This window comes from Agrococcus jejuensis (genome assembly GCF_007679035.1).
In the GTDB taxonomy this organism is placed as follows: Bacteria; Actinomycetota; Actinomycetes; order Actinomycetales; family Microbacteriaceae; genus Agrococcus; species Agrococcus jejuensis_A.
The window spans coordinates 1-12,614 of sequence record NZ_VEFR01000003.1; the positions used below are offsets into that span (position 1 = coordinate 1).

Sequence of the window (12,614 nt, forward strand, 5' to 3'; positions counted from 1 at the left end):
GCAGGCTGCGAGGGAGAAGGCGAGAGCGCCTGCGGCGAGCACGCCCAGGGTGGTCTTGCCGAGCGTGCTGTTCATGATCTTCATGGCAGTTCCTGTTCTGTGTGGTGCGGGATCGTGTGCTGACACGTGTTCGGAGCGCTCGCCGACATCGGCTTGCGCTCCGTCAGACGCGCGTCGGTGGGGTGTCCTCGATGACGTCGATGCGCTGCGGCACGGCGCCCGCGAGCTCGGCGACGACGTCGACGCGCGGGGCGCCGTGCAGCATCCTCGCGGTGGTGATCGACGTCCCGGGCATTTCGCTAGCCTGTCGAACGATCTGCATCCATGTCCGGCATTGACAGATCCTCGTCCCGTGTGCGGGGTCGAGCATCGTTCGACGCGAGGCGTGCAGGATGGCACGCCGGCCGACGCTCAGTCGACGGCAGGCAAGGCCCGCAGCACCGTCAGCACCTGCTCGGCGGGCATCTCGCACGGCTTGAGGTGGGTGCCGGATGCGGTGCGCCACACGTTGTCGCTCATGCGGCCGGTGCCGCCGAGCTCCTCGCCCTCGATCGTCGACGAGCGGCCGTCGGCGTGGTCGACGCGCGTGAGGCCCCATGCGCGTCCGCCGACGTCGTGCCGACTCCAGCCGAGCGGCACGCGGTCGACGAGCGCGTCGAGGTCGTCGTGGTCCATCCGCTCACGGTACCCACCGGCTGGTCGAGGAGCGCAGGCGCGCAGCGCCTTCGCGTCACGAGACCCGAGCCATCGCTAGCGCGTCTCGCCGCGATGCGGCTCGCAGGGACGGCGGGTCTCGTGACGCGTGCTCGCCTGGCGGCTCGCGCGCTCCTCGACCAGCTGGTGGACAGGGCCGTCCATGAGGCGGCACTCCAGACGACGAGACCCGCCGCACCCGAGGGCGCGGCGGGTCTCGGACGAAGCGGGTCTCAGGCGAACGTGTCGTACAGCGTCGAGCCGTTGCGCTGGCGCAGCTCGTCGAGGCCGATCGTGAAGACGTCCTGCACCTCGATCGAGCCCGTCGTCGAGTCGGTCGCGCCGATGCGCAGCGACGGCACGCCGCGGGCGGCGCACATGCCCTGGAATCGCACGTCGTCCTCGCGCGGCACGGCAACGAGCATCCGCGCGCCCGACTCCGAGAACAGGGCCGCGGTGAGGTCGACGCCGTCGCGCTCGCACAGCTCCTCGAGCCAGATGCGGGCGCCGATGCCGAAGCGCATCGCGCCCTCCGCGAGCGTGACGCCGAGGCCGCCCTCCGACAGGTCGTGCGCGGCGGCGAGGAGGCCGTCGTGCGCGGCAGCCTGCACGAGCGAGGCGACGGCCTGCTCGGCGGCGAGGTCGACGAGCGGCGGGATGCCGCCGAGGTGGTCGTGCACGACGCCGGCCCACGCGGAGCCGTCGAGCTCGTCGCGGGTCGTGCCGAGCAGGTAGAGGTGCAGGCCGTCGTCCTGCCAGCCGGCGGGCACGCGGCGGGCGACGTCGTCGATGACGCCGAGCACGCCGACCACGGGGGTCGGGTGGATCTGCGTCTCGCCCGTCTGGTTGTAGAACGACACGTTGCCGCCGGTCACCGGGATGCCCAGCTCCACGCACGCGTCGGCGAGGCCGTCGACGGCCTCCGCGAACTGCCACATCACGAACGGCACCTCGGGGTTGCCGAAGTTGAGGCAGTCCGAGACGCCCAGCGGCTGCGCACCCGTCGCGGCGACGTTGCGGTACGCCTCGGCGAGCGCGGCCTTCGCACCCTCGCGGGGGTCGAGCTGGCAGTAGCGGCCGTTGGCGTCGACCGAGACGGCGAAGCCGAGGCCGGACTCCTCGTCGATGCGCACCATGCCGGCGTCGTCGGGCATCGACAGCGCCGTGTTGCCGAGCACGTACGAGTCGTACTGCTCGGTGATCCACGACGTGTCGGCGAGGTTCGGGCTGCCTGCGAGCGCGAGCAGCTCCGAGCGCAGGCCCGCGGCCTCCGAGCGCGGCAGGCGCGCGGTCGTGTCGGCGTTGAGGGCGTCGAGCCACTCGGGACGCTCCATCGGCCGGTCGTAGACGGGCGAGTCGATCGCGACGGTGCGCGGGTCGACGTCGACGATCGTCTCGCCGCCGTGCGTGATGACGAGGCGGCCGGTGCCGGTGACCTCGCCGAGCACGCTCGTCTCGACGTCCCACTTCTCGGTGACCGCGAGGAACGCGTCCAGCTTCTCGGGCGTCACGACGGCCATCATGCGCTCCTGCGACTCCGACATGAGGATCTCCTCGGCCGTGAGCGTGGGGTCGCGCAGCAGCACGTGGTCGAGCTCGACCTGCATGCCGCCGTCGCCGTTCGACGCGAGCTCGCTCGTCGCGCACGAGATGCCGGCGGCGCCGAGGTCCTGGATGCCCTCGACGAGGCCGCCCTGGAACAGCTCGAGGCAGCACTCGATGAGCACCTTCTCGGCGAACGGGTCGCCCACCTGCACCGCGGGGCGCTTGGCGGGGCCGTCGGCGTCGAACGAGTCGGAGGCGAGGATGGACGCGCCGCCGATGCCGTCGCCACCGGTGCGGGCGCCGAAGAGCACGACCTTGTTGCCCGCGCCGCGTGCGTTCGCGAGGTGCAGGTCCTCGTGGCGCAGCACGCCGACCGCGAGGGCGTTGACGAGCGGGTTGCCCTGGTAGACGGCGTCGAAGACCGTCTCGCCGCCGATGTTCGGCAGGCCGAGGCAGTTGCCGTAGAACGAGATGCCGCCGACGACGCCGTGCACGACGCGCGCCGTGTCGGGGTGGTCGATGGCGCCGAAGCGCAGCGCGTCCATGACGGCGACGGGGCGCGCGCCCATCGAGATGATGTCGCGCACGATGCCGCCGACGCCCGTCGCGGCGCCCTGGAAGGGCTCGACGAACGACGGGTGGTTGTGGCTCTCGATCTTGAACGTGACCGCCCAGCCCTCGCCGGCATCCAGCACGCCGGCGTTCTCGCCCATGCCGACCATGAGACGCTCGCGCATCTGGTCGGTGACCTTCTGGCCGAACACCTTCAGGTGCCGCTTGGACGACTTGTACGAGCAGTGCTCCGACCACATGACGGAGTACATCGCCAGCTCGCCCGACGTGGGGCGGCGGCCGAGGATCTCGCGGATGCGGTCGTACTCGTCGGGCTTGAGGCCGAGCGCCGCGTACGGCTGCTCCTTCTCCGGAGTCGCGATCGCGTGCTCGACGGTGTCGGCGACGGGGCGGGCGGGGGCATCGGGCACGGGCGTAGACCTCACGGCGGGAGTGGATGCGGCGCGTCCGAGTCTACCCGCGGGGCGCATGCGCTCCCGCGTGGGCGGCGACGCCGGTGCGCGCGGTCGCGGGGTGCGCCCGCGCCCGTCCGATGGGGGACGTCCTCCCGCGGTCGCACCGGCGTGCACCGTGCCGTGGCTACCGTGGCTGCATGCCCGATCGCCTCGACCGCGGTGCACGCGACCGGCGTCGCCTGCTCGTCGCCCGCGTCGTGCTCGTCGTGGCCATCGGCCTCCAGGTCTGGGGCCTGTACGCACCCGACGTGCCGGGCGGCGGCGACCTCCCCGGCGCCGACAAGGTCGCGCACGTCGCGATGTTCGCGCTCGTGATGGCGGCGGGCGTCGGGGCCGGCGTGCCGGTGCGGCCGCTGGCGGTCGTGCTCGTGCTGCATGCCGTCGCGTCGGAGGTGGCGCAGGCTGCGCTCATCTCGACGCGCGCCGGAGACGTGCAGGATGCGGTCGCCGACGTGCTCGGCGTCGCGATCGGCTGGCTCGCGGGCCGTCCGTTCGCGCCGCGGCCCCGCAGGCCCGTGCCCGAGATCCCGGCGCTCCGCGACGACGTCGCTGCGCCGCCCGCCTGACGCGTCGTCCGCAGCGCTTCCGTCCGTCGAGCATCGGTGGCACGCTGCAACCGTGCAGCAGCCCGCGATGCCCGTCGACGACGCTCGGCCGTCGGCCGAGCGGATGGTGTTCTTCACCGACGCGGTCGTCGCGATCGCGATGACCCTGCTCATCCTGCCGCTCATGGAGAGCGTGTCCGAGGGCGGCGAGCGCAGCGCAGCCGGTTGGGCTGCCGAGCACGCCGACCAGCTGCTGGCCTTCCTCATCTCGTTCGCGCTCGTGGGCACCTTCTGGCGATGGCACCATGCGCTCTACGAGCGCGTCGAGCGCTACACGCCCGCCCTCATGCGGCTGAACTTCCTGTGGATGCTCGCGATCGTCTGGCTGCCGGTCGCCACCGCCCTCTCGACCGCCGATGGCGGCGACGCGTCGAACGTCATCGTCTACGTCGCGTCGATCGCGGCGATCCCGTTCGTCAGCGCGATCATCCACCTGCACGTCCTGCGACACCCCGCGCTCGTGCGCGAGGGCATGACGATCGACCATCGCGGGCTCGCGGCCAACGTCTCGCTCGTGCTCGTGCTGGGCGTCGCGCTCGCGATCGCGCTGCTGCTGCCGGACGTCGGCTACCTCGCGCTGCTCATCACGTTCGCGACGCGCTTCGTGAGCATGGCGCTGCACCGGCCCATCGAGCGTCTCGCCGCCGGGCCGGCTCGCGCACGCGGCGCAGCGGATGGCGCAGCGCCCGACGCGGGCTGACGTTGGTCCCCGATCCCACCCTCGCCGCGAGGGCCGGCACGTGGTGATGATGCGTGCGCGATGGATGCGGTCTCCCGCGGTGCGCGTGTGCTGCGTGCCGGGCGAAGGATCCGAAGCGGATGCGCCGGCCCGTCGACGCTGCGTGCCTGCCATCACCCCGGCAGGCGTGGGGTTAGTGCCCGCTCCCTGGCGGCTACCGACTCGTCAGCGCAGCTCCGTCGACCAGTTCACCTCCTGGATGCGCAGGTCCAGCTCGCGCAGGGCCTTCGCCGTGTCGTCGGCGGCGCTGCGCAGGCTCGCGACGTCGCTCGTCGGCAGCAGGCGCAGCTCGGCGCCGCGCATGCGGTCGGCGAACGGCGTCGATGCGTCGGCGAGCGTCGTGAGCGTGCGGTGCCGCCGACGCAGGGTGTCGCGGCGCGCGAGCGCGGCCGTGAGCGGCACGCCGTCGACGTCGGTCGCGGCGTTCGTGAGGTTGATGCGCACGACGAGCTGCTCGAGCTCGGCGAGCACGGCGTCGTGCTCGGCGATCAGCTGCGTCGGGTCGTCGACGGGCGTCGTGCCCTCCTGCGTGACGGCGGCGCGGATGGCGCGCTGCGCGAGCGCGTCGGCGCGCGTCGCGAGGTCGGCGCGGTGGCTGAGGGCTGCTGCGAGGCGCATGCCCCGACGCTATCGCCGCGGCCCGGATGCGCGCATCCGTTCGTCGCGGCAGGTGGTCAGCCCGGCAGGCTGCCCGTCGCGGCGAGCACGGCGATGACGACGCCCGCGACGAGCGCGCCGCCCCCGCCGACCGCCGCTGCCACGATCCCCACGATCGTCGTGGTGGCGAGCCCCGATCGGTAGCCGGCGCGCTCGACGGCTGCCTTCAGCGGCCGCGCGATCTCCGCCGTCGAGAACACGTAGTCGACGGGGAAGCCGGGGCCTCGCTCGTCGACGCCGAGCTCCTTGCGGAACTCGACCTTCGCGACGCGCCCGCGCATGCCCGAGATGCGGCCCGTGAGCCTCGGCACGAGCGAGCCGCCGACGCCCGCGGTCCACTCGAGCACCTCCTCGGCGTCCTCCCACGTCACGCGCCCGGGCGCCTTCCACGTCAGCCGCGTGCGGTAGACGGAGCGGAAGCGGCGCACGCTCGCGACCCCGAGGAAGCGGGCGTCGGCGAGGTCGGCGATCACCGCGATCGCGTCGGCCTCCACGACGACGCGGTACGGGGAGCCGGCGAACGCGCGCTGCACCTCGTCGACGAGTCGCGGCCAGCCGGGATCGGTGGAGGCATCCATGTCCGCATGCTCGCAGGCGCGGATGGGAGCGGGCTGGCCCTGCGCGTCAGATGGACGCCTTGAGGTCCTTGCGCAGGATCTTGCCCGACGCCGACTTCGGGATGGCCTCGACGTAGGCGACGCGGCGCACCTTCTTGTACGGCGCGACGCGCTCGGCGACCCACGCCATGAGCGCGTCCGCATCCTCCTCGCCCGCCGTCGCCGGCACGACGAACGCCATGGGGTCCTCGTCGCCGTCGTCGGTGCGCACGCCGATCACGGCGACGTCGGCGACCGCGGGATGCGTGAGCAGCAGCGCCTCGAGCTCGGCCGGCGCCACCTGGTAGCCCTTGTGCTTGATGAGCTCCTTGAGCCGGTCGACGATGTGCACGTTGCCGTCGGCGTCGTACGAGGCCATGTCGCCCGTGCGCAGGAATCCGTCGTCGCGCAGCGTCTCGGCCGTCGCCTCGGGGTTGTCGAGGTAGCCGAGCATGACCTGCGGTCCGCGCACCCACAGCTCGCCCGCCTCCGACAGCCCGTCGTGCTCGGGCGGCTCGATGGACTCGCCGGTCTCGATGTCGACGATGCGGTCCTCGGTGCCTCCGATGACCGTGCCGACGGACCCGAGCGGCGTCGTGGCTCCCTCGCCGCGGATGAACGCGTGGCTCACCGGGCTCAGCTCGGTCATGCCGTAGCCCTGCAGCATCTCGATGTCGATGCGGTCTGCGACCGCGTGGCCGAGCTGCTCGTCGAGCGGCGCGGCACCCGAGAACGCGGTGCGCAGCGACGACAGGTCGTACTCGGCGACGAGCGGATGCTTCGCGAGCGCCACGGCGATCGGCGGGGCGATGAAGGCGAACGTCACGCGATGGTCCTGGATGACGCGCAGGAACTCGGCGAGGTCGAAGCGGGGCATCGTCACGAGCGTCGCGCGGACGCGCAGCGCGAGGTTCAGCAGCACGGTCATGCCGTAGATGTGGAAGAACGGCAGCACGGCCAGCACGCGCTCGCCCCGCTCGACGCGGATGATGGGCTCGCACTGCGCGACGTTCGCGACGAGGTTGCGGTGCGACAGCATGACGCCCTTCGGCGTGCCGGTCGTGCCCGACGAGTACGGCATGACGGCCACGTGCGTCGCGGGGTCGATCCTCACGTCGGGCGCCGCGTGCCCGGCCGCGAGCAGCTCGGCGAGGCTCGGGTGGCCCTCCAGCCCGTCGAGCACGATGATGCGGTCGTCGCCGATGCCGACCGCGTGCGCCGCTTCGAGCGACTGCGGCGCGAGCGGCGACACCGTGACGTGCGCGACGGCGCCGGAGGCACGCAGCTGCACCTCGATCTCGTGCGGCGTGTACAGCGCGTTGACGGTGGTCGCGGTCGCCCCGGCGCGCAGGATGCCGTGGAACGCGATCGCGAACGCCGGCACGTTGGGGCAGTGCAGGCCCACGACGTCGCCCGGGCGGATGCCCATCGCCGCGAGCGCTCCCGCGAACGCCTCGGCGCGGCCCACGAGCTCGCCGTAGGTCATGACCGCGCCGGATGCGCCGTCGATGAGCGCCGGCAGGGCGCGATCCTCGTCGGTCAGATCGTCGAACAGCGCCGAGAACACGCTGGCATCGGCGATGACGGGCTCGGGGCGGGTGCTGCGCATGGCGTCTCCTCAGCGGCCGACGTCGTCGTCGACCCGTGGCGGCAGCCTATGCGCGCGGCCGCTCGGCGGGTAGCCGTTGCGAGGTGCGGTTGCCGCAGCGAGGTGCGCTTCCTGCAGCGACCACGGTTCCGAGGTGCGCTTCCTGCGACGAGGTGCGGTTGCAACCGCACCTGAGTGCAGCATGCGCACCTCGGAACCCCGAACCGCACCTCACTGCAGCAACTGCACCTCGCGACGGCCGAGGAGGCGAAGCGCACCGCATCCACACGGATGCAGCGGGCGCGGGGTCAGGCCGCGACCGACTCCAGCGCGAGCGCGAAGATCGTGAGGCCGTCGAGGCCCGAGCGCATGCGGGCCGACGTGTCGGGGCCGAAGCCCAGCTCGACGGCGTGCTCGGGATGCGGCATGAGGCCCACGACGTTGCCCGCGGCGTTCGAGACGCCGGCGATGTCGTCCATCGAGCCGTTCGGGTTGCGACCGGCGTAGCGGAAGGCGACGAGGCCCTCGCCCTCGATGCGCTCGAGCTCGGTCTTCGTCGACACGAAGCGGCCCTCGCCGTTCTTCAGCGGGATGACGATCTCCTGGCCGGGCTCGAAGCCGTTCGTCCAGGGGGTCGAGGTGCGCTCGACCGTGAGGCGCTGGTCGCGGCGCACGAAGAGGCCCGTCGCGTTGCGCACGAGACCGCCGGGCAGCAGCTTCGCCTCGGCGAGCATCTGGAAGCCGTTGCAGATGCCGAGCACGGGCACGCCGCGCTTCGCTGCATCGACGACCTCGGTCATGATCGGCGAGAGCGCCGCGATGGCGCCGGCGCGCAGGTAGTCGCCGTACGAGAAGCCGCCGGGCAGCACGATGGCGTCGACGCCCTGGAGGTCGTGGTCGCGGTGCCACAGCGCCACGGGCTCGTGGCCGGCGAGGCGCACGGCGCGCTGCGCGTCGCGATCGTCGAGCGTCCCCGGGAAGGTGACGACGCCGACCTTCACGCCTGCTCCTCCACGTGGATGCCCACGACGTCCTCGATGACGGTGTTCGCGAGCACGTCCTCGGCGACGGTGCGGATCCGGCCGAGCAGCTCGTCGGTCACCTCGCCGTCGACCGTGAGCTCGAAGCGCTTGCCGATGCGCACCTGGCCGACGGCCTCGTGGCCGAGACGGGTGAGCGCGCGGGTGACCGCCTTGCCCTGAGGGTCGAGGATCTCGGCCTTCGGCATGACGTCGACGACGATGAGGGGCATGGGCTTCGACTCCTCGCGGGGTGGGATGCGACCAGTCTACCGACGTCGGATGCCCTCGGATGCGGGTGCCGGGCTGCGCGTGGCACGAGGTGACGCTGCGACGCGGTTCGCCTGCGCGGTGCACGCCGACCGCTCCTCGGCGTCACCTCGTGCCAGCCGCCCGCATCCACCTGCCGGCCTCCATCGGCGCGGGCTACGCTTCGGCCATGACGTTCCGCGGCGATGCGCAGTTCGACACGACCCGGGTGCGCCGCGGCGGCGGTGGTGCCCGCGGCGGCGCGATCGCGCTCGGAGGCGGCGGCCTCATCACCGTGCTGCTGTTCGTCGTCTCGTCGTTCCTCGGCATCGACCTCACGGGCCTCGGCAGCGCGATCCAGCAGGATCCGTCGCAGGGCTCCGGAGGCGGCACGGAGGTGGTGGGCTGCTCGGGCGACGACGCCAACGACCCCGCGAACTACGACTGCCGCATGGAGGGCGGGGCCGATTCGCTCTCGGCCTACTGGTCCGGCGTCTTCGCGCAGAACTCCCTCGAGTACCGCGAGCCGTCGGTCATGCTCTACTCGGGGCAGGTCTCGACCGCGTGCGGCAACGCCTCGAGCGAGGTCGGCCCGTTCTACTGCCCCGGTGACGAGCAGATCTACATCGACACCACGTTCTTCGACCTCATGCGCGAACGCTTCGGCGCATCCGGCGGCTCCCTGTCGCAGCTCTACGTGCTGGGTCACGAGTGGGGGCACCATGTGCAGCAGCTCACCGGCGACCTGCAGCGCGTGAACCCGCAGGACACCGGGCCATCCGGCTCGGCCGTGCGCAGCGAGCTGCAGGCCGACTGCTACGCCGGCGCCTGGATCGCGGCGGCGTCGCAGACCCCGGACCAGGACGGCGGCGACCCGGTGCTCGTGCAGCCGACGCAGGCCGAGCTGCAGGATGCGCTCGACGCGGCAGCGGCGATCGGCGACGACAGCATCCAGTCGTCCTCGGGCGGTGGCGTGAACCCCGAGACGTGGACGCACGGCTCGAGCCAGCAGCGCCAGACGTGGTTCGCGAACGGCTACCAGCAGGGAGTCGCGGCGTGCGCGAACGTGTGGCAGGTGCCGACGCCGTAGCGGGTCTCAGCGCACGGCCGTGGCTCCGCGCGCCGCTTCCCGCGACGGAGGAGACGCGCGGAGGTCAGCCGACCAGGCGCTCCAGCAGCTCCGCGTAGCGGGCGGCCGTCTGCTCGACGATCGACGCCGGCAGCACGGGCGGCACGCCCTGCCTGTCCCAACGGCCCGCTTCGGCCTCGGCCAGCAGCCAGTTGCGCACGATCTGCTTGTCGAACGACTCGACGCGGCCGGCGTCGAGCGCATCCGCATCCCAGTAGCGCGACGAGTCCGACGTCAGCACCTCGTCGGCGAGCACGATGGCGCCCGACGCGTCGCGGCCGAACTCGAGCTTCGTGTCGGCGAGCACGAGGCCCTTCGACGCCGCGGTCGCGGCACCCTGCGCGAACACCTCGAGCGAGCGCGAGCGCAGCGTCTCGGCCGCGTCCGCGCCGACGAGCTCGACGACGCGCGAGAACGGGATGTTCTCGTCGTGCTGGCCCTTCGGCGCCTTCCACGCGGGCGTGAAGATCGGCTCGGGCAGCAGGTCGCCATCCTGCAGGCCCTCGGGCAGCACCACGCCCGAGATCGCACCCGTCTCGCGGTACTCCACCAGTCCGGAGCCCGTGATGCGGCCGCGCACGACGCACTCGACGGGCAGCATGTCGAGGTTCTGCACCAGCAGCGCGCGGCCCGCGACGCCATCGGGGATGCGCGCGAGCGCGTCGCCGCCGGGGCCGTGGTCGCCGGCGAGCTGCGCCTCGTCGCCGAGCGTGCGCAGCCACCACGTCGTCATCGACGTGAGGGTCGTGCCCTTGCCCGGGATGGGCGGCTCGAGCGCGTGGTCGAAGGCCGAGACGCGGTCGGAGGCGACCATGAGGATGGCGTCGGCCGACGCGAGGTCGGAGCCCTCCGGCACGTAGAGGTCGCGGACCTTGCCCTGATACGCGAGGTCGTAGCCCGGCAGCGCGGGCGAGGTCCCGTCGTGCACGGCGCCGTCGGTCACGGTCACGCCTCCGCAGCGGTGCGCGCGATGTCGGTGCGCGCCTGCGAGCCCTCGAGGCGGATCTCCTCGACGCCCGCGTACGCGCGGGCACGAGCCTCGGCGAGCGTCGTGCCCGAGCCGACGACCGACAGCACGCGGCCGCCGGTGGCGACGAAGCCGTGCTCCTCGGAGATGACGGTCGCCGCGTGCATCACCTGCACGCCCTCGAGCGCATCCGCATCGGCGATGCCCGTGATGGCGCGGCCGGTCTGCGGGTCGTCGGGGTAGCCCTCGCTCGCGACGACCACCGTGACGGCGGCAGCGCCGCCGAACTCGAGCGGTGCGACGTCGGCGAGCGTGCCCGTGGCGGCGGCGAGGAGCGCGGCGCCGAACGGCGACGAGAGGCGCGGCAGCACGACCTGCGTCTCGGGGTCGCCGAAGCGCGCGTTGAACTCGATGACCTTGATGCCCGCATCCGTCACGATGAGGCCGCAGTAGAGCAGGCCGACGAACGGCGTGCCCTCCGCGCGCAGCGCGTCGATCGTGGGCTGGGCGATCGTGGCGACGACCTCGTCGACGAACGCCTGCTCGCCGCCGAAGCGCGCGTCGAGCCAGGGGAGGGGCGAGTAGGCGCCCATGCCGCCCGTGTTGGGGCCCTCGTCGCCGTCGCGCAGGCGCTTGAAGTCCTGCGCGGGCGCGAGCGGGCGCACGGTCGTGCCGTCGGAGAGCAGGAAGAGGCTGACCTCGGGGCCGGCGAGGAACTCCTCGACGAGCACGGGGCCCTGCTGCAGCCAGTAGTGCGCGTGGTCGTCGGCGGCGGCGCGATCGCTCGTCACGATGACGCCCTTGCCGGCGGCGAGGCCGTCGGCCTTCACGACGTACGGGGCGCCGACGGCGTCGAGGGCCGCTGCGGCCTGCTCGACGGTCTCGGCACGCGTGACGGACCCCGTGGGCACGTGCGCGGCATCCATGATGCGCTTCGCGAACGCCTTCGAGCCCTCGAGCTGCGCGGCCTGCTTCGACGGGCCGAACACCGGGATCCCCGCGGCGCGCACGGCGTCGGCGACGCCCGCGACGAGCGGCGCCTCGGGGCCGATGACGACGAGCTCCGCGCCGACGTCGGTCGCGAGACGCGCGACGAGGTCGCCGTCGTTCTGGTCGACGCGCACGGTCTCGACGACCTGCGCGATGCCGGCGTTGCCTGGCGCGGCGATCACCGAGTGGTCGCCGTCGCGCAGCAGCGCGGTGATGATGGCGTGCTCTCGCGCGCCGGAGCCGAGGACGAGGATGCGCACCCGCCCATCCTACGAGCGCCGGCATCCGCCGCCTGCCGCGTGCGCTCGCGCCACAGCATCGAGGTCTTCGGCCTCTCTTGACATCACAAGAGGCCGAAGACCTCAGTTCCTTGGGCGGGGGAGGCGGGCGGTAGCGTCGTCGCGTGGCCGCGAAGCGCATCCAGGACCTCGTCGGGATCGACGCCGTGCGCGCCGCGCTCGTCGAGGGCGCGAGCCGCGAGGATCGCGCGACCGCCGTGCGCTACACGCTGCAGTGCCTCGCCGATCGAGCGCCGGGCAAGAGCGTCGAGGTGCGCGTGCCGCCCTTCGGCGCCGTGCAAGCCGTCGAGGGTCCTGGCCACACGCGCGGCACCCCGCCGAACGTCATCGAGACCGACACCCCGACGTGGCTCGCGCTCGCGACCGGTGCGATGTCGTGGGCCGATGCGGTCGCGGCCGGCACCGTGCGCGCATCCGGCACCCGCGCGACGATCGAGGCCTGGCTGCCGCTCGTCCGCGTCTGACGCGTCGCGCGGCGCGCATCCACGATGCGAGACCGCTGGAGTGGTC

At 72.8% G+C, this 12,614-nt stretch carries 14 protein-coding genes; 4 read left to right on the forward strand and 10 right to left on the reverse strand.

The genetic code is table 11. The features are described 5' to 3' along the window. Window positions 1-163: 163 nt before the first annotated feature. The 3 genes from FS793_RS16610 to purL all read right to left on the reverse strand — a co-directional run bounded on the left by FS793_RS16610 (window position 164) and on the right by purL (window position 3,281). Window positions 164-295, reverse strand: coding sequence for a hypothetical protein (locus FS793_RS16610; protein ID WP_260980119.1), 132 nt, complete (start codon window positions 293-295; stop codon window positions 164-166). A 116-nt stretch (window positions 296-411) separates the two neighbouring features. Further along, a complete protein-coding gene (locus FS793_RS10425) occupies window positions 412-675 on the reverse strand; it encodes a peptide methionine sulfoxide reductase (protein ID WP_144720462.1) in 264 nt (87 codons plus the stop codon). A gap of 251 nt (window positions 676-926) precedes the next feature. Continuing rightward, window positions 927-3,281 carry a phosphoribosylformylglycinamidine synthase subunit PurL gene (gene purL / locus FS793_RS10430; protein ID WP_144720463.1) on the reverse strand — a complete coding sequence of 785 codons (2,355 nt, stop codon included), beginning with the start codon at window positions 3,279-3,281 and terminating at the stop codon, window positions 927-929. A 122-nt stretch (window positions 3,282-3,403) separates the two neighbouring features. Here purL and FS793_RS10435 point away from each other — a divergent pair, with 122 nt between their 5' ends. Continuing rightward, window positions 3,404-3,832, forward strand: coding sequence for a VanZ family protein (locus FS793_RS10435; RefSeq protein ID WP_186329452.1), 429 nt, complete (start codon window positions 3,404-3,406; stop codon window positions 3,830-3,832). 52 nt (window positions 3,833-3,884) lie between these two features. Further along, complete coding sequence (locus tag FS793_RS10440; RefSeq protein ID WP_144720464.1) at window positions 3,885-4,571, forward strand: TMEM175 family protein; 687 nt, start codon at window positions 3,885-3,887, stop codon at window positions 4,569-4,571. A 204-nt stretch (window positions 4,572-4,775) separates the two neighbouring features. Here FS793_RS10440 and FS793_RS10445 read toward each other — a convergent pair whose 3' ends face one another. The 5 genes from FS793_RS10445 to purS all read right to left on the reverse strand — a co-directional run bounded on the left by FS793_RS10445 (window position 4,776) and on the right by purS (window position 8,703). Further along, window positions 4,776-5,228, reverse strand: coding sequence for a DIP1984 family protein (locus FS793_RS10445; protein ID WP_144720465.1), 453 nt, complete (start codon window positions 5,226-5,228; stop codon window positions 4,776-4,778). Between the two features lie 56 nt (window positions 5,229-5,284). Continuing rightward, on the reverse strand, window positions 5,285-5,845 hold the full coding sequence (locus FS793_RS10450; protein WP_144720466.1) for a hypothetical protein: 561 nt from the start codon (window positions 5,843-5,845) through the stop codon (window positions 5,285-5,287). Window positions 5,846-5,891: 46 nt separating this feature from the next. Continuing rightward, entirely contained in the window at window positions 5,892-7,472 is a 1,581-nt protein-coding gene (locus tag FS793_RS10455) for an AMP-binding protein (RefSeq protein WP_144720467.1), read from the reverse strand. A gap of 287 nt (window positions 7,473-7,759) precedes the next feature. Next, window positions 7,760-8,452 carry a phosphoribosylformylglycinamidine synthase subunit PurQ gene (gene purQ / locus FS793_RS10460; protein WP_144720468.1) on the reverse strand — a complete coding sequence of 231 codons (693 nt, stop codon included), beginning with the start codon at window positions 8,450-8,452 and terminating at the stop codon, window positions 7,760-7,762. Beyond that, window positions 8,449-8,703, reverse strand: coding sequence for a phosphoribosylformylglycinamidine synthase subunit PurS (gene purS, locus FS793_RS10465; protein ID WP_144720469.1), 255 nt, complete (start codon window positions 8,701-8,703; stop codon window positions 8,449-8,451). The genes purQ and purS overlap by 4 nt, the downstream gene beginning before the upstream one ends. A gap of 206 nt (window positions 8,704-8,909) precedes the next feature. Between purS and ypfJ the strand changes: the two genes are divergently transcribed. Further along, window positions 8,910-9,809: a KPN_02809 family neutral zinc metallopeptidase gene (gene ypfJ / locus FS793_RS10470; protein WP_144720470.1), complete on the forward strand. Its 900-nt coding sequence runs from the start codon at window positions 8,910-8,912 to the stop codon at window positions 9,807-9,809. A gap of 64 nt (window positions 9,810-9,873) precedes the next feature. Here ypfJ and FS793_RS10475 read toward each other — a convergent pair whose 3' ends face one another. Together FS793_RS10475 and purD are read right to left on the reverse strand one after the other, a co-directional pair. Continuing rightward, window positions 9,874-10,791 carry a phosphoribosylaminoimidazolesuccinocarboxamide synthase gene (locus FS793_RS10475; protein ID WP_260980120.1) on the reverse strand — a complete coding sequence of 306 codons (918 nt, stop codon included), beginning with the start codon at window positions 10,789-10,791 and terminating at the stop codon, window positions 9,874-9,876. 2 nt (window positions 10,792-10,793) lie between these two features. Then, complete coding sequence (gene purD / locus FS793_RS10480; protein WP_144720471.1) at window positions 10,794-12,065, reverse strand: phosphoribosylamine--glycine ligase; 1,272 nt, start codon at window positions 12,063-12,065, stop codon at window positions 10,794-10,796. Window positions 12,066-12,208: 143 nt separating this feature from the next. Here purD and FS793_RS10485 point away from each other — a divergent pair, with 143 nt between their 5' ends. Then, window positions 12,209-12,568: a sterol carrier family protein gene (locus FS793_RS10485; RefSeq protein WP_186329453.1), complete on the forward strand. Its 360-nt coding sequence runs from the start codon at window positions 12,209-12,211 to the stop codon at window positions 12,566-12,568. The last annotated feature ends 46 nt before the right edge of the window (window positions 12,569-12,614 follow it).

Excerpts from the sequence above, each read along its gene's own strand:
- purL (WP_144720463.1), bottom strand. The coding sequence starts at position 3,281 with ATGCGCCCCGCGGGTAGACTCGGACGCGCCGCATCCACTCCCGCCGTG.
- FS793_RS16610 (WP_260980119.1), bottom strand. The coding sequence starts at position 295 with ATGCCCGGGACGTCGATCACCACCGCGAGGATGCTGCACGGCGCCCCG.
- FS793_RS10425 (WP_144720462.1), bottom strand. The coding sequence starts at position 675 with ATGGACCACGACGACCTCGACGCGCTCGTCGACCGCGTGCCGCTCGGC.
- purS (WP_144720469.1), bottom strand. The coding sequence starts at position 8,703 with ATGCCCCTCATCGTCGTCGACGTCATGCCGAAGGCCGAGATCCTCGAC.
- FS793_RS10435 (WP_186329452.1), top strand. The coding sequence starts at position 3,404 with ATGCCCGATCGCCTCGACCGCGGTGCACGCGACCGGCGTCGCCTGCTC.
- FS793_RS10445 (WP_144720465.1), bottom strand. The coding sequence starts at position 5,228 with ATGCGCCTCGCAGCAGCCCTCAGCCACCGCGCCGACCTCGCGACGCGC.
- FS793_RS10450 (WP_144720466.1), bottom strand. The coding sequence starts at position 5,845 with ATGGATGCCTCCACCGATCCCGGCTGGCCGCGACTCGTCGACGAGGTG.
- FS793_RS10455 (WP_144720467.1), bottom strand. The coding sequence starts at position 7,472 with ATGCGCAGCACCCGCCCCGAGCCCGTCATCGCCGATGCCAGCGTGTTC.
- ypfJ (WP_144720470.1), top strand. The coding sequence starts at position 8,910 with ATGACGTTCCGCGGCGATGCGCAGTTCGACACGACCCGGGTGCGCCGC.